Source organism: Flindersiella endophytica, from assembly GCF_054779015.1.
In genome coordinates this window covers 338,171-358,321 of sequence record NZ_BAAGYY010000015.1, presented here as the reverse complement: position 1 = coordinate 358,321, position 20,151 = coordinate 338,171, and the positions used below count along the sequence as shown (strand labels likewise).

Annotated in this window: 22 protein-coding genes and 1 tRNA gene; 12 read left to right on the top strand and 11 right to left on the bottom strand. The window is 64.5% G+C overall.

The features are described from left to right. Positions 1–63: 63 nt before the first annotated feature. The 4 genes from ACYVF6_RS17155 to ACYVF6_RS17140 all read left to right on the top strand — a co-directional run bounded on the left by ACYVF6_RS17155 (position 64) and on the right by ACYVF6_RS17140 (position 2,549). On the top strand, positions 64–918 hold the full coding sequence (locus tag ACYVF6_RS17155) for a helix-turn-helix transcriptional regulator (protein ID WP_460522321.1): 855 nt from the start codon (positions 64–66) through the stop codon (positions 916–918). Positions 919–1,271: 353 nt separating this feature from the next. Beyond that, entirely contained in the window at positions 1,272–1,727 is a 456-nt protein-coding gene (locus tag ACYVF6_RS17150) for an IS110 family transposase (RefSeq protein WP_460522319.1), read from the top strand. Between the two features lie 52 nt (positions 1,728–1,779). Continuing rightward, a complete protein-coding gene (locus ACYVF6_RS17145; RefSeq protein WP_460522317.1) occupies positions 1,780–2,223 on the top strand; it encodes a hypothetical protein in 444 nt (147 codons plus the stop codon). 32 nt (positions 2,224–2,255) lie between these two features. Continuing rightward, a complete protein-coding gene (locus ACYVF6_RS17140) occupies positions 2,256–2,549 on the top strand; it encodes a hypothetical protein (protein WP_460522315.1) in 294 nt (97 codons plus the stop codon). A gap of 8 nt (positions 2,550–2,557) precedes the next feature. On the opposite strand, the gene ACYVF6_RS17135 is transcribed toward ACYVF6_RS17140, so the two are convergent. From ACYVF6_RS17135 to ACYVF6_RS17120, 4 genes are all read right to left on the bottom strand, one after another. Beyond that, a complete protein-coding gene (locus tag ACYVF6_RS17135) occupies positions 2,558–3,127 on the bottom strand; it encodes a hypothetical protein (protein WP_460522313.1) in 570 nt (189 codons plus the stop codon). 66 nt (positions 3,128–3,193) lie between these two features. Continuing rightward, positions 3,194–4,087, bottom strand: a complete 894-nt coding sequence (locus tag ACYVF6_RS17130) for a restriction endonuclease (RefSeq protein WP_460522311.1) — start codon at positions 4,085–4,087, stop codon at positions 3,194–3,196. An 88-nt stretch (positions 4,088–4,175) separates the two neighbouring features. Then, positions 4,176–5,519 carry a hypothetical protein gene (locus ACYVF6_RS17125; protein ID WP_460522309.1) on the bottom strand — a complete coding sequence of 448 codons (1,344 nt, stop codon included), beginning with the start codon at positions 5,517–5,519 and terminating at the stop codon, positions 4,176–4,178. Between the two features lie 140 nt (positions 5,520–5,659). Continuing rightward, positions 5,660–6,085: a hypothetical protein gene (locus ACYVF6_RS17120; RefSeq protein ID WP_460522307.1), complete on the bottom strand. Its 426-nt coding sequence runs from the start codon at positions 6,083–6,085 to the stop codon at positions 5,660–5,662. 153 nt (positions 6,086–6,238) lie between these two features. On the opposite strand from ACYVF6_RS17120, the gene ACYVF6_RS17115 reads away from it, so the two are divergent. Together ACYVF6_RS17115 and ACYVF6_RS17110 are read left to right on the top strand one after the other, a co-directional pair. Continuing rightward, complete coding sequence (locus tag ACYVF6_RS17115) at positions 6,239–7,159, top strand: nucleotidyltransferase domain-containing protein (protein WP_460522305.1); 921 nt, start codon at positions 6,239–6,241, stop codon at positions 7,157–7,159. Then, a complete protein-coding gene (locus tag ACYVF6_RS17110) occupies positions 7,156–7,764 on the top strand; it encodes a metallophosphoesterase family protein (protein WP_460522303.1) in 609 nt (202 codons plus the stop codon). Before ACYVF6_RS17115 ends, ACYVF6_RS17110 begins: the two co-directional genes overlap by 4 nt. Positions 7,765–7,784: 20 nt before the next feature. On the opposite strand, the gene ACYVF6_RS17105 is transcribed toward ACYVF6_RS17110, so the two are convergent. Then, positions 7,785–9,218, bottom strand: coding sequence for a tetratricopeptide repeat protein (locus ACYVF6_RS17105; protein ID WP_460522301.1), 1,434 nt, complete (start codon positions 9,216–9,218; stop codon positions 7,785–7,787). A 358-nt stretch (positions 9,219–9,576) separates the two neighbouring features. Here ACYVF6_RS17105 and ACYVF6_RS17100 point away from each other — a divergent pair, with 358 nt between their 5' ends. The 3 genes from ACYVF6_RS17100 (at position 9,577) to ACYVF6_RS17090 (ending at position 10,676) form a co-directional block, all read left to right on the top strand. Continuing rightward, complete coding sequence (locus ACYVF6_RS17100) at positions 9,577–9,726, top strand: hypothetical protein (RefSeq protein ID WP_460522299.1); 150 nt, start codon at positions 9,577–9,579, stop codon at positions 9,724–9,726. Between the two features lie 72 nt (positions 9,727–9,798). After that, complete coding sequence (locus tag ACYVF6_RS17095) at positions 9,799–10,248, top strand: DddA-like double-stranded DNA deaminase toxin (protein WP_460522297.1); 450 nt, start codon at positions 9,799–9,801, stop codon at positions 10,246–10,248. Further along, positions 10,245–10,676: an Imm1 family immunity protein gene (locus tag ACYVF6_RS17090; protein WP_460522295.1), complete on the top strand. Its 432-nt coding sequence runs from the start codon at positions 10,245–10,247 to the stop codon at positions 10,674–10,676. Before ACYVF6_RS17095 ends, ACYVF6_RS17090 begins: the two co-directional genes overlap by 4 nt. Positions 10,677–10,757: 81 nt before the next feature. Here ACYVF6_RS17090 and ACYVF6_RS17085 read toward each other — a convergent pair whose 3' ends face one another. Together ACYVF6_RS17085 and ACYVF6_RS17080 are read right to left on the bottom strand one after the other, a co-directional pair. Then, complete coding sequence (locus tag ACYVF6_RS17085; RefSeq protein WP_460522381.1) at positions 10,758–10,937, bottom strand: DUF397 domain-containing protein; 180 nt, start codon at positions 10,935–10,937, stop codon at positions 10,758–10,760. Between the two features lie 26 nt (positions 10,938–10,963). Further along, the gene (locus ACYVF6_RS17080; protein ID WP_460522379.1) at positions 10,964–11,785 is read right to left on the bottom strand and encodes a helix-turn-helix domain-containing protein; all 822 of its coding nucleotides are present in this window, start codon (positions 11,783–11,785) and stop codon (positions 10,964–10,966) included. 509 nt (positions 11,786–12,294) lie between these two features. On the opposite strand from ACYVF6_RS17080, the gene ACYVF6_RS17075 reads away from it, so the two are divergent. Continuing rightward, the gene (locus ACYVF6_RS17075; protein WP_460522293.1) at positions 12,295–14,340 is read left to right on the top strand and encodes an NACHT domain-containing protein; all 2,046 of its coding nucleotides are present in this window, start codon (positions 12,295–12,297) and stop codon (positions 14,338–14,340) included. A gap of 171 nt (positions 14,341–14,511) precedes the next feature. Here the strand turns inward: ACYVF6_RS17075 and ACYVF6_RS17070 are convergent, their stop codons facing one another. Next, a complete protein-coding gene (locus ACYVF6_RS17070; RefSeq protein ID WP_460522291.1) occupies positions 14,512–15,414 on the bottom strand; it encodes a restriction endonuclease in 903 nt (300 codons plus the stop codon). A gap of 599 nt (positions 15,415–16,013) precedes the next feature. Here ACYVF6_RS17070 and ACYVF6_RS17065 point away from each other — a divergent pair. Beyond that, positions 16,014–16,226, top strand: coding sequence for a helix-turn-helix transcriptional regulator (locus ACYVF6_RS17065; RefSeq protein ID WP_460522289.1), 213 nt, complete (start codon positions 16,014–16,016; stop codon positions 16,224–16,226). Positions 16,227–16,429: 203 nt separating this feature from the next. Further along, entirely contained in the window at positions 16,430–17,674 is a 1,245-nt protein-coding gene (locus tag ACYVF6_RS17060; RefSeq protein ID WP_460522287.1) for a tyrosine-type recombinase/integrase, read from the top strand. 130 nt (positions 17,675–17,804) lie between these two features. On the opposite strand, the gene ACYVF6_RS17055 is transcribed toward ACYVF6_RS17060, so the two are convergent. The 3 genes from ACYVF6_RS17055 to ACYVF6_RS17045 all read right to left on the bottom strand — a co-directional run bounded on the left by ACYVF6_RS17055 (position 17,805) and on the right by ACYVF6_RS17045 (position 20,136). After that, positions 17,805–17,876: transfer RNA gene (locus tag ACYVF6_RS17055), tRNA-Arg, on the bottom strand. 35 nt (positions 17,877–17,911) lie between these two features. Continuing rightward, a complete protein-coding gene (locus ACYVF6_RS17050) occupies positions 17,912–19,198 on the bottom strand; it encodes an enolase-like domain-containing protein (protein ID WP_460522285.1) in 1,287 nt (428 codons plus the stop codon). Continuing rightward, on the bottom strand, positions 19,195–20,136 hold the full coding sequence (locus tag ACYVF6_RS17045) for a 5-dehydro-4-deoxyglucarate dehydratase (RefSeq protein WP_460522283.1): 942 nt from the start codon (positions 20,134–20,136) through the stop codon (positions 19,195–19,197). The genes ACYVF6_RS17050 and ACYVF6_RS17045 overlap by 4 nt, the downstream gene beginning before the upstream one ends. Positions 20,137–20,151 lie beyond the last annotated feature (15 nt).

The window sequence follows — 20,151 nt, the reverse complement described above, 5'->3', positions numbered from 1 at the left end:
CTGCTGAACCATGGGTCCGACAGACCCAGGCTCAGAAAGCCCTGGACGGGCATACTCGACAGCATGGATCGCAGATCGGAACTGGGGGACTTCCTCCAGTCGCGGCGGGCCCGCCGGCAACCAGAAGACCTGGGGCTGACGCCGACCGGCAGCCGTCGGCGCGTCCCAGGGCTCCGCCGGGAGGAGCTGGCCCAGGCCGCGGCGCTGTCTGTCGACTACTACGTACGCCTCGAGCAGGGCCGCCTGCGCAACCCGTCCGCGGAGGTGGTCGACGCCGTCGCTACCGCGCTCGCGCTCGACCCGTCCGAGCGGACCTACCTGCACAATCTCGCCCGACCGCAGCGGGCCGCTCCGCCATCTACCAGGCCAGCGGTGCCCATCACCATCCAGACGTTCCTCGACAACATGAACGTGCCGGCCGCGCTCTGCAGCCATCGGACCGACGTCCTCGCCTGGAACGCGCTGACGTCGGCACTGCTCACCGACTTCGACGCGTTGCCGCCCGAGGAGCGCAACATGGCGCGGCTCCTGTTCCTCGACACCAAGGTCGCGGCCCGGTTCGTCGAATGGGAATGCAAGGCCCGTCACATCGTTTCGCATCTGCGAATGGTGGCCAGCCGGAGCCCCGGCGATGAAAAACTCGTCACGCTCATCGGCGAGCTGACCGCCCACAGCCCCGACTTCGCGCGGCTCTGGGCGACGCATCCTGTGCACCAGAAGGCCCGGGGCGGATATCGCTATCGCCACCCGGTCATAGGCGAGTTCTTTCTGCGGTACGAAGCCTTCTCGCTTCCGGACGCGCCGGACCTCTCGCTCGTGGCGCAGATCGCGGACCCGGGTAGCCCGGACGAGCAGGCGTTGCGGCTCCTCGCGTCGTGGACTGCCCAGCCCACCCCGGTTAACACCCAGCCCAGGTAACCTCGTGAACGACGAAGGGGTGCCCTGCGCCTCTGCGGATGACGGAGCCGCGGAAGGTCGGGCAGGTCGCGTCTGATGGCGCGGGGTCGGCGTGGATCTCGACTCGGAGTTCTCGGGGGTCGAGTGTGAGGGCCTTGGTGGGCTTGTGTTTGACGGTGACGTTGACCTTTGCTGTGCACAGAATCCTCGGCTGCCCTGGTGCCTTTGTATCGGCGGGAGAATTGTGTGCCTGCCGACACAGATTCCTCTAGCCTGGTTTGTGCGCTCAGATTTGGCGACGACTCTGCCGGGTGGTTTCCGTAGTCGATTCTGTCGATTCGATTTGGTCTCCGGCCTATGCATAGGGCGCGTGGGTGCCGCTGGCGGCGTGGTTTCGCCGTCGAGGCGCGAGGGTGGTGATGGTGCCGCCTGAGCAGTCGGCGGACCTGCGCGCGTATTACGCCAAGCACACCAAGTCTGACCGGCTCGACTCGCGGATCCTGGCTCGGCTCCCGCTGCTGCACCCGGAGGGATTACACACCACCGAGGACCTCGGCCCGGGCGAACCGCCTGCGGCGGATGGTCAAGCTAGGTTCGAACCTGGTCAAGCGACGCACCAGCGTCTTGTCCAGGCTGGACGCGCTGCTGGAGATTCTCGGTCCGGCCTGGCATGCCGATGCTTGCGCGTAGCCGCCGCAAGAAGCACCACCACTGTGATTCACGATGCTTGGCGAACCATGGCGTCGCAGGCGTTGCGTCGTGGTCACAGGCGCACCAGCCGTGCTCGCGAGAACCGCGTCTGGCGCCGGGAGGTGACTTCTGAGTTGTGAGGCCCTTGCTCGCGTCCAGGTCCCGCAACCTATCCCTGTTGGGGCAGGGAGTGTGGTCCTGGTCGCCGACGGCGTGCAGTACGCCGCGAACCTCGGCACGCTCCTGCGTACCGTCGACGCGGCCGCGCGCAGGGCGACGGGCGAGGAGAACTCAGAACTCATCCTTACCTTCCTCGACGTGCTCGGCTCGCTCCGTCCCTCCGGCGTCGTGCGGAACGCGAACGAGATCGCAGCCCGCGCGATCGCTGATGCCAACCGGCTCGGCGGACGGCACGACCTCCTCGCCCCGTCCGGCCTGTACGCCCAACTCGTCGCTGTCGGCTGCGCCGACCGCAACGACCAGCTCCGGCTGGTCGAACTCACCAGAACTGACGTTCCCTGCCTGGATGAGCTTTCACTCCACGACATCGTTCGAATCAGGCAGGCCAGCGACACATTGGACCGATGGCGACATCACCTGAGCATCGCGCTGGAGCGGCCGGCCAACTGCGCGTAACGGCTGGCCCTGACGCGGAGACGAGCAATGCCGTGCGAGACGCGATGGCCGAGCCCCGCGCTCACGTACTCGGCGAGACGGGGCGTTCGGATCTACCGGGGGATCGGCGGCGGCAGTTCCTCAGCTTCGCCACCGGCATCCTCGGCGGTGCGGTCGGCGGCGCTGTCGGTGGTGCGGCCGGAGGCACGACCGGAGCGGCAGCGGGAGCGGCGGGAGGTGTGATCCCGGCGCTGTTCAACGCCCTGACCGGCCGATGGATCCGCCCTCCTGGCCTTCCTGCGGCGGCACTATCTCATGTTCGAGCCGAGGGCTCAGAATCGGGATGAGGAGTAGATCAGAACCGGTTACGGAACTGCTCGACGTACAATTCCGAGCCGCGAATCAGCCCGGTTTCGATCGCCGCTGGATATGCGGTGTCGTCTTCGTAGAGCAGGTGCCCGAAGTAGAAGGCTCCCGGCGTCTTGGCTGCTTCGCGCTCCATCGCTCGGTAGCGTCTGCCTTGGTCGGACCGACCCTGGTTCAGGTCCCGGTCCTGTTTGAAGATGTTCGGCCCGAACTCGCCGCCGGACATGTGCGGGATCAGGTGACCTCGATCCACGTCGCCAGCCCACGTCTGCGAAAGCGGAAAACCGCGCTGGTACGACTTGTCGCGCTTACTGACGGCAGCGGGAGTGACGGCCCATGCGGCAACTGTACGGTCTTCCTGCTCGGCGCCGACCGCGCTCGCCTGATCGAAGAGGTACGTGGCTCCAGCCTGTTCGAACTCCAGCAACAAGCACCCGGGATGGCAACGCTCATAGCGTTCGGCCAGGGCCTCTAAGAGCACTGCGCCGACATCTTCCGCGGTAAGGGGAATCGCAAGCCCGCGCACGAGCTCCGCGTAGTTCACCGACAGCTCGACCATGGCAAACCGTACCTCGCGCGTTGCGTCGACGACGTTGGACGAGTCTTCACAACCATCTGTGAGTGGTCAGGACCTGGCACCTTGGGACGACCTTGCTCGGAGCCATCGCCCCTTGGTTTGTCTCGCGATCTCCCGCAGCGGACGCTGCAGGTGCTCCAGCCGGATCCCCCAGTGCAACGAAGATGGGGTCCAGAGGCCATTGAAGTCTTCCCACGGAGGCTCCCAGTCGGGGCGAGTTGGCACGGTATCCGTCAGGATCGGGCGTATGCCGGGCCAACGGCGGTCTCGAATCGCCCTGATCAGTCGCTGCGCACTGGTACCGAGGTTGTCGCGGACGGTGACAGCGTGCATGGTCGCGCAGAACAGGACAAAAAGCAGGAACGTAAGTCTCTGGACAGGGTGTAGGGACCAGTCGGACAAAAGGAGCCACCAGATGGCAGGTAGGGAAGCGGCCACGCTGAGGCCGGCCAGAATGCCCCATTTCAGCCTTGTCCGAATTGGCTCTGGTTTGGCTGCGTACGCCGGTGTGCGGTTGGGCGATCGGTGGAGAACCTCCATGGCATAGCGGTTGACCGCGGTGACATGACCGTCGGTGTGCAGAAGGAAGAGCGCCAGCCGGGCGTCCGGATCGTCCGCCCACGTGCTCGCAGCTCGGGTGTAGCCCTTCCTGGTGAAGAACAGCGCAACCTGCCCGGGTTTGGCTGCGCCGACGATGCGCTGGGCATCCTCGATGCCGGCGTTGCTCCGTTCCCACCATTTGACCTGTGCGACGGCGCCTGTCGCATAGACGTCGATGCCGTCATCGCTGCCGGGGAGCGTCAGCCCGGCGTCGGCGTATCCAAACCGCCGAGTCCACAATGCCGCCACCCGCTCGGCGTCGCGCCAGTCGCGTACGAGGTACCCCTGAGGGGAGGCGGCGGAGCGGGTGCAGTACGGCGACTCCCAATCGATGAGCTCCACGCCTACAGTATGAGCGGCCCCACCGACAGACACGGTCACGAAAATGGCCCGGCGACCATGGGCGGGTGCGTTCGGTGGCGAGTCGCGATTACATCCAGGTCTTGTGCTCGTTGAGGAAGCACGGCCACGGCTTGGTTCCGGCGGGTGCGTCTCCGTCGAGGGTGAGGGCTACCTGTCGGCTCCAGGTGCGCAGGTCGATGAGTTCTAACATGAGGCCGGCGATAGCTTCCCGGTTCAACGAGCTGAACCGGAACTGGTCGCGGGTGGTGACGGCGACGCGTAGCAGCGGCTTGCTCCAATCTTGAGAGCCGTCAAACGGTTGCAGCCACTCCGATTGGACACCGGCCTCCGCGAGGTGATCGACGATCTTGTCTGAGGACATGCAGACGAAGAAGAGCATCGCGTCGGCGATAAGGCTCGCGGCGAAGTCTGGTGCCACAGGATAGATCGCCCACGGCGGCCGAGTCGGCCAGCGAGCGACAGAGTCCAGGCTGGTCATCGTCAGACCGTGGTCAGGCGAGCTGACGCCAATCTTTCGACGCATCCGGTTGAGCTCGTTCCCGAAATGCTCCGCAAAAGTGTCCGCACGATAGTGGCGAGGGGCGGTGTATCGACTTGCGGCGACGATCGCGCGTCCAGGTGAGATCACGCCGGCCTGAATGCCCGTGCGCTCGTGTGCAAGCGTCAGGACGTCGCGAAGGCCACGCAAGTCGGTGACCAAGGGGACTTCGGTGCGGATAGGGGTAAAGCCACTGGGCAGTATTCCCTGCTCGGCCAGAACTACTGAGGTCTCGGCGAGGAGCTGGTCTTGCTCCTTGATTCGGCGAGTGTTGTTGGTTTTGACCTCCTGGAGCAGGACGCTGCCGTCGGCGCGGAATACGCTGAGGTCTCCAACTCGTAGCGCGGTGGTGAGGTCGTGGTGCAGCACGAACTCGCCGTTCTCGCTCCAGGCGGTCTCGATGAGTTCACGTTCCTTCACCAATCCGTCCTTGCCATACATTAGCCCCGGCGCTGCGTTGCGGGAGAGGGCCACGATGACGCGACGGTCGTATCCGAAGGCTCGCCATGCGAGCGCGTCACCGATCGATTTGAACTGCCGCCAGATCCGTTCGTAGACCTCGTCTTCCAGAAGCCACGAGTCGAGGTCAGACGGATCCCGGTCGGTGCCGAGGTCGGGTGCGCCGACGGGTAGCGTCCCGCCTGGCTTCTTGAGCCGCTTGATGATGCGACTGATCTCGCTACGCCGCTGCTCGGTGTCCAGGACTAGCTGGAACAGCCGCTCCTGGAAATCGTGGAAGTCAGAGTCTGTCCGGCAACAACGAAGATCGGTGATTAGTCCGATGATCGTACGTAGGGCCTGCCTGTGGTCGGGGTGGGTGAGGATGATGTCGATCTGGTTGTCCGGCACCCGGTCCATCAATGAGTTACGCATGTTGCTCCGCAACGGTAGTCAAGGTGGGCGCCCTCGTCGGTACATCGGCACGGGGCGAGTCCGCTGTACAGGGTAAATGTGCGCACTGACCGTCGAGGCGGAGTGGATCTCGCACGCGGGAGGACTTCGTTGCGCTCCTGTCAGATGATCTGCGTGTTGCCGATCAGCTCGTTGATCTTGTGGAACGCGTCGCGAGCAGAAGGGTCTTTGATCTTCTCGCCGCGTCGGATGACTTGGAACGTGGGTTCGGCGTCAGACTTTGAGAAGTCGACGCCAATCACAAGCTCGGAGTCCTGCCACAGCGGCGCGTCCGGCTGCCAGTTGCGCGGCGTTTTGCCCTCGCTCGGCTTGCGGCGCGTAGCGACACCGATGCTGACCTTCCGCGGACCATTCTTGACACGGAGCCGGTACCAGCCATAGCCGTCGCCTTCGGTGTGAACCACCCACACGTTGTAGCCACGCCGGACCAGCTCGCCCCAGGCGACGCTGTACCCGTAGGCACTGATGCCGTCCGTATGCAGCTCGTCGAGCTCCTGCCGAAGATCCCTCGGCGCCTCCTCGGTCATCTTCGACCGCCTTCCCCGCACTTGTCTCGGGCGACGTACGGAACTGTACGCCCATCCCCGACCCGGCGCGTGCACTGCGCCGGTCTCGCCCACACCAGCGCCGGCTCCTGACCCGAGCGCTCCGACGGGGCCCGTTGGCGCAGCTTTCAGCTGATGGCGTTCGCCACCTCGTCGACGGTGCACCTCCCGCCGTGCGGTCCCCGGCTGTGTCGCCCATCATGCCCTTCCGCGATACTTGAACTTCGATCAACGAACCGGAACGGCGGTCCAACTGCCGGCGTTGGGAAGAACGTGAAACGCGACGACCTGGTAAGTGCCCTGCGGGGTATGGAGGTTGCGCCGAGCGTCCTGGAAGGGCTCCCCGAGCTGCCCGCGGATGTCATGGGCGTGCTGGTCTATGGCAGCCAGGCACGCGGGGACGCGGTGCCTGGTTCGGACCTGGACCTGCTGGCCTTGGTGCCCACCCCTCGGCCCAGCAGCCACAACGGGGACACGAACGTCAGCTTCTACACCCTCGACCAGCTCTCTACCGGCATCGGCACCCTCTTCGGGGCACATCTCAAGCGCGACGCCAAGGTGATCTGCGACAGACACGGCCAGCTGGCCCGAGCTGTCAACGCCATGGGCGAGGTCGACACGGACCGGCTCCTGGCGCGCGCACAGAAGATGTCGAAGCTCTTCTCCAGCCTCCAGCGGGACCTACCGAAGTACCTCCCAGGCCTCCTGCGCGAGGCCCGCTATCTTCTGCGCAGCTGCCTCTACGCGCAGGCAATCGCCGCCGGCGACCCCTGCTTCTCCGTACGCGAACTCGCCCTCCGGCACAGCGACCCGCACCTGGCACAACTCCTTGCCTCGCGGCAGCCAGATGATCCGACCGCCGCCGACCTGGGGGACTGCCTGTCCCGGTTGCGCCCGATCGTCGGCAGCTTCCCGCCCAGCGAGCACGGCTCCCTCGAGGCAACCATCGTCAACGAGTGGGGCAAGCCGAGCGACCTCCTCTCCATGGCGTTCATGGCCCTAGGCAGCACCGGGAAAGGTACCGACTACGCCGAAGTGGAGAAGATCCTCCTATGAACGTCGATTTCGCGTTCGTGGGCGATGTCCATGGCAACCTGAGCGCACTCCGAGGGCTCGCCGACGTCCTCGGCACTCACGGAAAGCCGCACATGGTCTTCCTTGGCGACTACATCAACAAGGGCACGCAGTCCGCCGAGGTGATGCAGGAGCTCCTCTCGTACGCGCGAGCCGGACACGCGACCCTCCTCAAGGGAAACCACGAAGCAGCCCTGCTGGAGGCGCTGGAGACCGAAGACCTCGCAGCCTTTCTCAAGATGGGCGGCGCGATGACCATCCGGTCCTACGTTGGCGCAAGGGTCGGTCCCGATGTGCTCGGCGAGTTCCGGTCCAAGTTTCCAACCGAGCACATGGACCTACTGCGCCGCATGCCGGAAACCTACGAGTCGGATCAGCTGATCGCCCAGCACACACCGCCGACTAAACGGACCCACAAGTTCCGGATCAGTGCTCACATCCAGACTGGCAAACTCCCGCGAATCGGTAGCAGTTCGGCGCAACTGGACACCGGATGCGGAGCAGAATCAGGACGGCTCACGGCGCTGCTGTGGCCCAGCCTCGACTACGTCCAGATCGACGCCAGGGGCGCCATCATGGTCGGTTGAGCCGTGAAAGGTTGGCCCAGTCAGGTTGCCAACTGATCCAAGATCCGCTGCGCCTGCCGCACGCCACCCTCGTCGCCCATCGATTCGTTTACCTCGAGGCAGGCGCGCGCATACTCTTCCGCTTCGGTATTCCTACCGACCGCAGAGCAGCACTGGGCCAGCAAGAGCAGAGAAATGGCCTCACCGTGCCTATTCGCCAGCTGCCGGTTCATTGATAGCGCCCGCAGGGCGTACTGCACACCCTCATCTGGCTGGCCTTGGCGGCGACGGATCTGCGCGATCAGGACATGGGCATTGGCGTAGAGCGCGGACGGCGGCGTCCCCCGCAGCGTCATCATCACTTCGTCCGCCTGTGCAGCCGCGACATCCAACTGGTCAATGCGTACGTTGAGCCTGGCAAAGTTGATCTGTGATTGGCACACGCCCAACTCGTCCTCGAAACGGCGTCGAGACTCGTGCGCCTTCTCGAAGTTGCTTCGAGCGGAGTCGAGTTCGCCGGTCTTCTGGTGGGCCAGTCCCAGGTCATCCAGGATCTGGCAGCGGATCTGTCGCGCGACTGCCTCACGCTCATCGAGGAGGGTCAACGCGTGCTGGAGCAGCCCGATGGCATCAACGTCGCGTCCCTGCCGGCGTAAGAGTCTCGCCTGGGAGGCAAACGCATCAGCCGCGAGCGGAGAGCGCAGGCCCGCGCTCCCACCCGTGAAGTGGTCGATAGCACGCTGTATCCAGTCCCTCGCTCCGTCGAGGTCACCGTGTCGGGACAGAAACCTCGCGTAGGCAAGGTACTCGTCTGGACCGCCTATGGCGGCGGCTTCCTTGAGTGCGGACCTGCCAGGCTCCGCCTGACCGAGTTCGACTAGCTTCTCGCCCTTCAAGCGCAGGTTGGCGGCTCGGAGAACGTCTTGGCCGGACGACGGCAATAGGTCGATGTGTCGGACGGACTTGGCCCCAGCTAGCGCCTCCCAGCCCTCAAGACGATCGGTCAGCTTCGCTTTGAGGTCCTGAATGTCGGCGATGGACTCGTACATCATCGAGTGCTGCCGAGCCATCTGCTTTCGGAGCTGCACGACCTGTTCGGCCGGCGAAGGATGGTCAAGGAAGGCGACCCACACGTCGCGCATCGGCTGCTCGGGGCGGCCCAACTCGAGCAGACCTGTGAAGAGCTCCTCCTCGGTGCCTGAGGTGTATCCCCAGGGACTGCCCGGCTCGCTGCCCCACCGTTCCCTGAACAGTGCGACCAGGAAGTGACTTTCACCGATGAGCTCGTTGATCGCCTCCTGCGGACGCCGAGCGGTCCCTCGTACGCGTTCCCACCCGACGACTTCATACGTTACGTTGCTTTCGTCCTTGCGCCGGTTGTTGCGCTCATTCACGCAGGCGCGAACAACCTCGCGCTCGTTTCCGAGGTCGCCTGGCGAGGCCAGAAAGATGTGGAGCGGCAGTGCGTCGGCCATAGGGTCCGACGATATCCGTCCTCTTGCGTTGCGCCGCCGAGGGCTCCGCGGCTGCGGCGCAGGGTACGTGCTCCGTCACCTGGCGACTCAGGAAGCGACGGCGCGCCTCGGGTTTCCGTACAGCGGCGACGGGCGGGCACAGGCGATGTCTCTGTCCATCGTGAAAGGTGACCGAGTTCCTTGGGCGTCGAGATGGCGCTGGGTGCCGGCCCCGTCCCGGCTCGATCGTCGGTAGCAGGCCGTACGGCGGCGGCGTTCCCAAACCTCTCGACCTGTGTAACCCTTGGTCGTGCCGATCGATCGGTCAAGCGGAGGGCATGGGGTTCCGGATGAGCGGGAGCCCGGTCGCGACGAGGCAGTGGATCAGCCTCTCGAGACCAAAGCTTCGGCAGGCGACTCCGCGAGGAAGGGCCGGTGGCTGGACCTCGAGAACGAGCCCACGGAGAAGCTCCTGGCGTTTCTGGGGCTCGACCGCACCGAGGACATCTCGGACAACGACCTCGGCTAGTCATCGGGCCGGCGTTCGGCTGATCGCGGGTCTCCCGCCGAGGGCGGTGCGGCCGAGCGGTCTGAGGGCGACGTGGAGGACGCGCGGTCGGCTCCGGAGCTGACCGAAGGCGAGCTGAGGCACTACCAGGACCAGGTCCTGCCGCCGGTTGAGGATCCTCGGGAGCGCGGTAAACCGACGACGGCAGCCGTGTTCGATGAGACCGGGTTCCGGGGCCTCGAAGTTAGCGGACGGGATGATCAATGGTCGGACCTCGTCGAGGACTGGATCGACGAGTACGGCTGGTTGCCATCGCGCGATCGGATCGAGACGCATGTGGAGGCGAAGGTGGTTGCCAAGATGGTCCGCGGTGAGCTGCCCGAGCACATCACGCTGGTCCTGAACAACGTCATGTGCGAGGCGTCGGATCCTCGCGTCGTATCCTGCAGGTCATTCGCTGATGAGAGCCTGCTGCGCGGGATGAGCCTGCGGGTCTACAACAATGACGGGTCGGAGCCGTTGTATATCGAGGGGAACGCATGAAGATCGACATGGCTTACCGTTACGAGTCGGAGCGGCCGATGGTGACGGTTGCGGACCCCTTCGAGGCAGAGCGGCTTCTGGATGCGGAGCGGGAACGCTCCATCAGCCTCAACGTCCCGATCATCGCCTTCACGATCTTCGAGGCCGGTGCCCCGCGAACCGCGGCTGGGCTCGAGGTCGGGATCAACCATGACCGGGGCTACCTCCTGTACAGCGATGCCAAGGTTCAGGGGCAGCGCCGCCAGACCTGGGAGACGGTCGGCGACCAGGAGGGCCCGGAGGTCCCGTACGACTACTTCGAAGGCAACTACAGCGGCGACGTGCCGGCAAGCAGTGAGATCTCGTTCGAGCAGATCAAGAACGCGGTCGTCGAGTTCATGACCACCGGCCAACGTCCGGCATGCGTAGCCTGGCGGAACATGCGGTAAGGCGCTGACTCAAGCAAGAAGCGCCTCCTGCCGCGGAGGCGCTTCGGTTCGGAGCGGAGGTCTCTTCGGGCGGGATGGACGCTACGAGAGCCGGTCAACTCGCAGTACTGAAACGAAGGCTTGCCACTCGGACAGCTCAAAGCTCAGCACGGCTCCACCCGGATCCTTGGAATCGCGCACTGCCATCGCGGACGTTCCTGCTCGAGCCACCTCAACGCAGTTGCTGGTAGGCCCCTGGGAGAAGCTGGCTTTGCGCCACACGACACGATACAAGTCATGCTGGTCGATCACTTCGGAATGTCCTGGATAGTACGTTTGATCAATTTGACTGATTGTTCAGGACTCAGTGCGACAGCGTGCATATGGTTGTAGATGAGCGTAAAGCGGGCAATGTCGTCTTCTTCCTCAAGGAACAGGTTGCCTGCTTGGCTGTCGACGAAGACGACAGGCGTACGTTCCTCGAACTCCCAGATCATAAAGCCGCCCGCCGTGCCTGGGTGTGGTCCGACCTCGAGCGGGACGATCTGCAACGGCCAGCGCTTGCCGATCTCGCAGAGATGCGAGAGTTGCTCGTGCATCGCGGCGGCACCGCCAACAGGCCGGCGGATCGCGGTCTCTTCCAAGATCATCCACATCTCGGGTGTGGCCTCGGCGAGGTTCTCCTGCCGGGCGACCCTCAGCTGCACGTACTTGTCCAACTCCTCATCGGACAAGCCTGGAGCCAGAGCCGCCATCATGGCGCGGGCGTAGGCCTCGGTCTGAAGCAGACCTGGCACGACGGCCTGTTCGAACATGCGGACGTTCGTCGCCGCGGACTCGAAGCCCAGCAACGTCGTAGTCTCCTCCGGCAACCGTCCGAACCGTGACCACCATCCGGGCTTCTTGCCACGCGTCTGCCACTCGATCAGGCGTTCGCGTACGCCGTCGTCCGTGACCTCGTAGAGGATGAGCAACGATGTGAGGGCCGGCCTGCCGATGCCGGTTGTTCCAGCCTCATAGCGGCGGATCGAGCTGGCGGACAGGCCCACTGCCTTGGCGACCTGCTCGTAGCTCAGCTGCTTGGCCTCCCGCAGCTTCGTCAGCTCCTTGCCGAGCTGCCAACGCGGGATGGTGGGCTGGGAGGTTGCACGGACCCTGGCCTGGCCGCGATCGCCAACAGCCTGTTGGTGGCTATCGGGGAAGGACCAGCCCCGTCACCGACTCCCGGCCACTCCCGGCTCGCAAGGCTGGCTGCACTTGGCCGGGCGCTCACCCCGCCCTCCGGAGCGCTCACTGCTCAGCCCGCATTACTCGAGCGCCACCAGATTCTGTTGCGTGCCGCGTTCATAGACCTGATCGGCGACGCAGTGCACCTGCCCCTCCTCCCACCGGCCCTGCCTTGGTCCGACTCCCGCACCGAACTGGCCCACACCCTCGCCACCAGCACGACCTTCGCCCTTACCGATGCTCTTGACAGCAACCGACCGGGACACTGACGACGAAGCTCCAACCAGACACCGGCACGACGTAATGCAGTAACCGACGGCTGTGCATCCCGTCCCGTTGATGTACGCCATGGGCGTAGACGACACCTACAGCTCGACGATTTCGCCAGCAGCCCTCCGTGGGGAGGTAGCAGATGCAGCACCGCACCTTGATGTGGCAGGTCGGCAAGTGGTTCCGGGTCGCCGCAGTAGCGACGCTCGTATGCGGCACAGCGTCAGTGTTTGTGTGGATCTTCCGTATCGGTGGTCCGTCGAACAACGATACGGTACTGCGGCTAACCAATGCGGTCACCATCGCAGGCTTCGCCCTAACGGTGATGTTGGAGCTCGTGCGGACGTTGGGTGGAATTCGCTCCTTGTCTGACACATCACCTTCAGCGATCGCCGCGGCTGCGGCCGCGCTAGCAACGGAAGTGCGAAACGAAGGGCAGAACGAGCATATCCGACTGCTCGGGAAACCCGGCGAAGATATCGATGTCTCGTTCGACGTGATATCGGGACCTGCGCCGAATGTCGCGGGCCGGCCGGGTAGTAGGAGTTTGAAGGCAATAGCGGCCTTCTACAATGGGCTCGATACCAGGAGGCTCGTTGTGGTCGGTCCGCCCGGATCCGGTAAGACCGTGCTCATAATCAAGCTTGCCCTAGACCTGCTGACCCCACGCGCTGACGGCGAGCCGGTCCCGATTCGTCTCTCGCCGGCTACGGGTTGGAGTGACGCGGAAACGATGGAAGTATGGATCGCTCGCCAGTTGGCGGATACCTTGAGCCTCTCACCGCCGCTGGCGGAGGCATTGGTCGCCGATCGTCAGATTCTTCCCGTCTTTGACGGGATAGACGAATTGGATCCAAAAGGATCGACTGACAGAGCATGCAAAGTCATTGCGGAACTCAACAGCTACAGGCATGGGTCTCGCAGGGCCCCGATCGTAGTGTCGTGTCGTGCGGATGTATATGAGGAGCTGTGCGCGCGTGGCCAGGGCGTCAAAGATGCAACTGTCATACATCTGAACGCAGTATCGCCTGACGCAGCGATCGCGTACCTGGAAAAGTCCACAGTAGCGGCAGACGTTCTCTCCGCCATGCGCTCCGAGGACAGCATACTCAGTGGGACACTTACGACACCATGGTCTTTGGCCCTCACCTCGAATATATCGGCAGAAGATGGCGATGAGTTGCGGCGCCTACTGCAGGCGCCGAATGGCGTCGCAGTGAGCGATGTCCTTCTAGATAACTACGTCGCGTTGCATGCAAAGAAGGACGTTAAGCGCGCCGAGAAATGGTTGAGAACATTAGCTATACATCTTGAGGAGAATGTTGCCACTCGGAGAATTGTTGGAGGAAGAATTCTGTCGGGAAGTGACATCGTTCTTCACCGGTTATGGCCAATTGCCGGATCGGTTTTGCCGCGAATAATTGATCTGCTTCTATGTCTGCTGATGTCGCTGCCCGCTTTGGCGTGGGCAGGATTTCTCGCGTATCGGCGTGGTGCCCCGTGGGTATTCGTATTTGGGCTAGTCCTTCTAGCTTACCTCGCGGCGCTTGTCCGGGCGAGCACTGCGTCATGGCTTGAGGCGCATAGGATTGATATTCGCCTGATCTCATTTAGAAGTGTGTCTCTGCAGTTGCTTCTTGGAGGGTTCGCCGGACTGCTCGCAGGGCTACTATTTTCATTCGGTGCAGGGCTTGTGGTCGGTGTCGTCGTGACCATCGTAAGCGGCCTATCGACTCGATTGCGGGGAAGTCTGGTTGCGCGCTCTACGATTAGCGCCCACTCGCCCACCAGCGTTCTCCGGGAAGACTATTTGGTCTCCCAGGTCTCCGGAATTTTGGGCGGATCCATCTGTGGGCTCGCATTCTCGACAAGCTTTGGTTCAGTCCGAGGCATGACACTGGGCCTCGTCTATGGCCTGATGGTCGGCGCCACCGTGGCGTCTGGGGCGTGGCGTCGCTATCTAGTGATGCTTATTTGCACGCGAGGGCGACTTCCACTGCGGTTATCTAGCTTCCTAAGCGAGATGCGCAGCTCAGGAGTGCTTCGCATATCCGGCATTGCATACCAGTTTCGACACGTTGACCTTCAGCGTCGGATTTCTAAGGTGTGCCCCATGCATGACGGACCGCTTATCCATCCTCAACACTTTGTCTCGACGCCTCATCGAGGCGCAGCCGTGCAGCCGTAACAACAACGATCCGGCCGTACGCCACGCACTCGGGGGCACACGAATGACAGCGGGTCGAGACTCCGGCGGTTCGAGCAGGTCGGACAGGCGGGGCAGTTGAATCGCTCCTCTGCCCTGCGTCGCCGCTCGCTCGCCCCACTTGGGCTGCCCAGGGAAAGCTCCCTGGGCTGCTCACCTTACGGCATCAGGCGTTGGGCGGCCAAGAAGCACATCTGTTGCAAGTCCGGCGCCGTCTCTGCGATCGTTGGACACGTGGATGTCGAGGGCGTCCGTGAACCATACCCGCGTACCCTTGAGGACGTTGGCAATCATCCATGCAAGGCCGTGGCCACCAGCGACGATCGGGGCCGCATCTCGCTCCACTTCGCCGACGGTCGCGCAGACTTCACTGATGCGGGCAATGGTCTGACCGTTCAGCGTCAGCACGGCTGGCGGTAAGAATTTCCGGGTAACTGGTCGCAGCGGGGCGGGAGGATCCTCGAACCCAGTCAAGATGCCGTCCCACAGTAGGTCTTGCAGGAGAATGCTCCTGCCATCATCCAGGAGGAGGCCTAGCCTGTCGGCGCGGATCTGCCCTCGAAGGGCCTCGGCTGCTACCTCTTGAGTGGTGACGCGCACGTCGCCTATGAACGGTACCCGCATAGTTGGAGTTACCACAATCTTCATCGCCCGATTCTTCAGATCATCGAGCGTCGGCTCGCGCAACTGCAGAATTATGACGCCATATGTGTGCGCTACGTCTTTGGCGCCGGACTGGTAGCCGGTGAGCGTGACCATGACGCCCGTAGCGGGGAGTTCCTGGGTTGCTATGTCAGTGACTACACCATGAAACGCGAAGATGTCCTTCTGTTTGAGCGCTTTTCGGTAGTGGCGGCACTCGATGAGGACGCGCCGTGGGGATCCATCAACGTCTTGAAATTCCCAGAGCACGTCGATCTGGTGGCTGGTACTTCGGCCCTGGAGCTTCACATTATGCTCCAGCCTGCTGGTGGTCAGCGGGGAACGTTTGGAGATGAGCCGCAACAACCGCTGGGTAAGCAACTCATACTCGGTTGGAGTCATCTCGTCGTCCATCGAGAAAGTCTACCCTAAGAGGCCCGGCTGCGCCGCTTCCGTGCTGACCTAAGGGGCTGATGGGGCGCCTCACGCAAGCGGGCCTCGGCGACAGATGCGAATATTGCTTCTGACTTCGAGCCGATATGCGCCAAGTCAGCTAGGAAGCAGGCTCTGTCTGTCGCAGGCTGCGACAGACAATTGACGTTCAGGGTCCCGGGTGGGTAGCTTCGTTGCATGCACACAGGAAATGCGCTTGTGTGCAACGTCAGCGGGTTCAAGTCCCCTCTCGAACACCGAAATGTGGTGTAGCTCCCACGAAATGGTGTGCGTGTTCAAGCGCACTCTGACACTCCATCCTCGTCAAGTCGAGTAACGCCCTGTCGTCGGTTCGCCCTGGGGAGGATCGGCATCACCACGGTGCTTCCCTCTGGTCATCCCTCCCGTGCACCGGTCCGGACGGCGCGGCAGCGCGGTCGGCTACGGCGCGCGCGGTAGGGGGCGCTGGACGGCCTCGGGTCAGGTTGCTGTGTCGTCTGCTGCAGCCTAAGCGCATCCAGGCACCGGCTGCGCACCTTCTTCCCGGAAGGACAGCCCTACGGGCGAGTTGAGGGGTCGGGATGAGCGCGTCGCATTACCTCACCGTTGACCAGGCTCTGGCCGAACTGAACGCGGATGTGCCCGCGTCGGAGCGGATCGCGCGGTCGACGTGGCAGCGGTGGCGTGCGGTCGGGAAGGGCCCGAAGGTCATCAAGCTGCCCAACGGCAAGATCCGCATCCGCCGCGCGGACTTTGAGGCCTGGTTGAAGGCGCTCGAGCATGAAGCCGCCTGATGTTCACCCACGACGTCGCGGTTTGGGGTATCCGTCCGAGCCGCAGTAAGCGCAAGTCCTACGAGCTCCGTTGGAGAACGGACACTCAGTCGCACTCGAAGTCGTTTCTGACCACGGCTCTTGCTGATCAGTTCAGGTCTGACCTGCTGCAGGCCGCCAAGAGAGGTGAGCTGTTCGAGGTTGAGTCCGGCCTACCGAAATCGATGCTTGAGGAGGCCGAGCAGGCACAGCCTGAGCGCGAGGGGATGTCGTGGTTCGAGCTGGCCCGCGCATACGTTGCGGAGCGGTGGGACGAGGATGCCGCCAAGACCAGAGAAGGCATCGTCGACGCGTTGGCCACCGCGACACTCGCGCTGCTCGACGCAGAGGCCAAGAAGCTCGACCGCCAGGTGGTCCGGCCTGCGATGCGGTGGGCACTGGTACCGACAGGGTTGGACGACCACCCGGACAAGTACGGCAAGACCATCGCCGTCCTGTCACGTCACACCCTTCCAGTCGCTGAGCTGGCGACCCCCGAGGTGGCCAGGCGCCTCCGCAAGGAGATCGGCCAGACCGTCGACGGCGCGAGGGCCGCCACCGACACAGCCAGAGGTCGACGGCGCAAGCTCAACACCGCCCTCGAATATGCCGTCGACCTTGGCGAGCTGGCCGAGAACCCGCTCCACACCGTCGAAGGACGGAAGGTCAAGGAGAAGAAGGTCGCCCGCGATGTCGCGATCGACCCGCGGGTCGTTGCCAACCCTCGTCAGGTGCGCGAGCTTCTCACCTGCGTCTCCTACATCGGTTCGTATGCCCGGGCGCGTGGCCGGCGCCTGGTCGCGTTCTACGCCACCATCTACTACGCCGGCTGTCGGCCGTCGGAAGCCACCGCGCTACGGCGCAAGGACTGCCACCTACCCGACAACGGCTGGGGCCTGATCACCTTCTCCCAAGCCCGGCCCCAGAGCGAGAAGAGATTCACCGACACCGGCAAGCTCCACGACCAGCGAGGGCTCAAACAGCGAGAGGCCGACGCTACGAGATCCGTGCCGATCCCGCCGATCCTCGTCGCGTTCCTGCGCCAGCACCTCGACACCTTCGGCATCGGGCAGGCAGGCCTCGTGTTCCACACCGAACGCGGATGGCCGGTCGGCAAGAGCATGTACGCCAAGGTCTGGCGTGAAGCGCGGAACCTGGCCCTCAGACCAGAGCAAGCTGAGAGCCCTCTGGCGGCCGTTCCCTACGACCTGCGGCACGCAGCGCTGAGTCTGTGGCTGAACAGCGGGATGGATCCCACCGACGTCGCCGAACGGGCCGGGGACAGCGTGGAGATCCTCTTCCGCTGGTACGCCAAGTGCCTGGACGGTCGCAAGGAGCGCAACAACCGACTCGTCGAAGCCGCGCTCAACAGCTACGACCCCACCACGCCAACCCCAGCGACCAAAGCCAGCCCGAAGCTTCAGCTCTGAATCCATCCCACAAATACCCCACAGCTGGTGAGAAACAGCGGTCATTGGTGACACTCAGTGAGATAGACCGAAGTCCGGCCGAGGAGGCATACGTGCAGGTCAGAGGCCAAGTTGCCTGGTGAAACGACTGCGCCCCCGGCAGGATTCGAACCTGCGCTCCCGCCTCCGGAGGGCGGTGCTCTATCCCCTGAGCTACGGGGGCTCCGGGCGCCAGAAAGAGTATCAGGTCTCCTCCGGTCACCAACGCGGTAGGGACGCCGGCTGCCAGTCCGGCTCGGCGGCGCGCATGGCGGAGGCGTCGTCGCGGGCGCGGAGGGTGGGATGGCGCTCCCACCGTTCGTTGAGGTGGGCCAGCGCGTCGCGGTCCAGGGTGATGCCGAGGCCGGGGGAGTCGGAGACCGCCAGCGCGCCGTTCACGAACGAGTGCGGGGTCTCGATGATGTCCTCGGTCTGCCACGGCCGGTGGGTGTCGCACGCGTAGGAGAGTTCCGGCACGGTCGACGCCACGTGGGTCATGGCTGCCAGGGAGACGCCGAGGTGGGTGTTGGAGTGCATCGACAGCCCCACGCCGTACGTACGGCAGATCGCCGCCAGGTCGCGGGTTGCCAGCAGGCCGCCCCAGTAGTGGTGGTCCGACAGGACCACCTGCACGGCATCGATGGCGAAAGCCGACGGGATCTCGGCGAACGAGGTCACGCACATGTTCGTCGCCAGGATCATGCCGGTACGCCGGCGTACCTCCGACATGCCCTCGGAGCCGAGCGTCGGGTCCTCGAGGTACTCCAGCTCCCGCTCCAGCGACTCCGCCACCCGCACGCTGGTGTCCACCGTCCAGCCGCCGTTCGGGTCGAGCCGAAGGGGCCGCCCCGGAAACGCCGCGGCCAGCGCCTTGATCGCCGCGACCTCCTCCTCTGGCGGGAAGACGCCACCCTTCAGCTTGTACGACGAGAAGCCGTAGAGGTCGGTGAACCGCTTCGCCTGCGCCACGACGCCATCCGGATCGAGCGCCGCGCCCCAGTCGTCGGGCTCAGCGTCGGGATGCGCGGCCCACTTGTAGAAGAGGTACGCGCTGTACTCCACGGAGTCCCGCACCTTGCCGCCCAGCAACGCGTGCACCGGCAGTCCGACGGTCTTGCCGAGCGCGTCCAGCCACGCCACCTCGTACGCCGACGCCACGCTCGCCCGCAGTTTCTCCCGGCTCCGCACGCCCCGCAAGCCGCCGGCATCGAGCGGCCCGACCGGCCCGGAGGAGGACGACGACTCGCCGAGCCCGGTCCCGTGCCAGCGAACGCCGTTGATCCCCGTCAACGGCCTCCCCACCAGTTCGGGAGCCCAGGCCCGCGCCAGCTCGAGATAGTCCGGATCGCCGTAGGTCTCGCCCACGCCCGTCACGCCGTCGGACGTCTCGATCTCGACGATCGTGCGCGGTGTGTACGGCTGGTGCACGCCCTGCACGTTCAGCAGCGGCGGATCCGCGATCAGGATCGGCGTCACCGTGGCTCGACGAATCACCGGTACGTTCACGCGTTCTCCTTCTCCACAAGGGAAAGCCCGGTCGAGATCAGCTTCGACAGGACCTCGAGCTCGTCCGGGTTCAGGTCCACCAGCGGCGGGCGCACCGGCCCGACCGCCTGCCCGCGCAGCCGCGCCGCCGCCTTCACCAGCGAGACGGCGTAGCCCTTCTGCCGGTCTCGCAGCTCGACCAGCGGCCAGTAGAACTCCCGCAGCAGCCGTTCCACCACGGCGTCCTCCCCACCCACGAGAGCCGCGAAGAACGCGTGCGAGATCTCCGGCGCGAACGCGTGCACCGCCGAGGAGTAGGCCGTGATCCCGATCGAGGAGTACGACCGCGCCTGCATCTCCGCCGTCGGAACCCCGTTGAAGAAGAGGAAGTCGTCGGGTACGGCGAACCGCAGCCGCTGCAGCTGGTCGAGGTCACCGTGGCCGTCCTTGAGCCCGATCACGTTCGGGATCGTCGCGAGCTCGGCCACCGCGGCCGCGGTGAACTTCACCTGGTCACGCTGGTAGACGATCAGCGGCAGGGACGTACGCGCGGCCAGCTCGCGTACCTGCGCGACGATGCCCGCCTGCGGAGCGCCGATCAGATAGTGCGGCAGTACGAGCGCGGCGTCGGCGCCCATCTCCTCGGCGGCGCGGGCGAACAGCGCGCCCTGCGCCCATCCGTACCCAACGCCCGCGATCACCGGCGTCCTGGACCGCGACGCCTCCTCGACCGCGACGCCGACCAGCTGCTCGTACTCCGGCAGCGACAGCGAGAAGAACTCACCCGTCCCGCAACAGGGGAAGATCGCGCCCGGGCCGGCGGCAAGCTGGCCTTGCAGGTGAACGCGATAGGCGTCCAGGTCCACCGCGAGTTCCTCGGTGAACGGCGTCAGGGGGAACGACAGCACGGCCTCGCGCATCCGCGCCCGCAGCGAGCTCGCGAACTCCTCGTACGACATTTCTCGGACGCTACC

Excerpts from the sequence above, each read along its gene's own strand:
- ACYVF6_RS17155 (WP_460522321.1), top strand. The coding sequence starts at position 64 with ATGGATCGCAGATCGGAACTGGGGGACTTCCTCCAGTCGCGGCGGGCC.
- ACYVF6_RS17070 (WP_460522291.1), bottom strand. The coding sequence starts at position 15,414 with ATGGACGACGAGATGACTCCAACCGAGTATGAGTTGCTTACCCAGCGG.
- ACYVF6_RS17060 (WP_460522287.1), top strand. The coding sequence starts at position 16,430 with ATGCTTGAGGAGGCCGAGCAGGCACAGCCTGAGCGCGAGGGGATGTCG.
- ACYVF6_RS17075 (WP_460522293.1), top strand. The coding sequence starts at position 12,295 with ATGCAGCACCGCACCTTGATGTGGCAGGTCGGCAAGTGGTTCCGGGTC.
- ACYVF6_RS17125 (WP_460522309.1), bottom strand. The coding sequence starts at position 5,519 with ATGCGTAACTCATTGATGGACCGGGTGCCGGACAACCAGATCGACATC.
- ACYVF6_RS17120 (WP_460522307.1), bottom strand. The coding sequence starts at position 6,085 with ATGACCGAGGAGGCGCCGAGGGATCTTCGGCAGGAGCTCGACGAGCTG.
- ACYVF6_RS17135 (WP_460522313.1), bottom strand. The coding sequence starts at position 3,127 with ATGGTCGAGCTGTCGGTGAACTACGCGGAGCTCGTGCGCGGGCTTGCG.
- ACYVF6_RS17090 (WP_460522295.1), top strand. The coding sequence starts at position 10,245 with ATGAAGATCGACATGGCTTACCGTTACGAGTCGGAGCGGCCGATGGTG.
- ACYVF6_RS17105 (WP_460522301.1), bottom strand. The coding sequence starts at position 9,218 with ATGGCCGACGCACTGCCGCTCCACATCTTTCTGGCCTCGCCAGGCGAC.
- ACYVF6_RS17115 (WP_460522305.1), top strand. The coding sequence starts at position 6,239 with ATGGCGTTCGCCACCTCGTCGACGGTGCACCTCCCGCCGTGCGGTCCC.
- ACYVF6_RS17045 (WP_460522283.1), bottom strand. The coding sequence starts at position 20,136 with ATGTCGTACGAGGAGTTCGCGAGCTCGCTGCGGGCGCGGATGCGCGAG.
- ACYVF6_RS17065 (WP_460522289.1), top strand. The coding sequence starts at position 16,014 with ATGAGCGCGTCGCATTACCTCACCGTTGACCAGGCTCTGGCCGAACTG.
- ACYVF6_RS17110 (WP_460522303.1), top strand. The coding sequence starts at position 7,156 with ATGAACGTCGATTTCGCGTTCGTGGGCGATGTCCATGGCAACCTGAGC.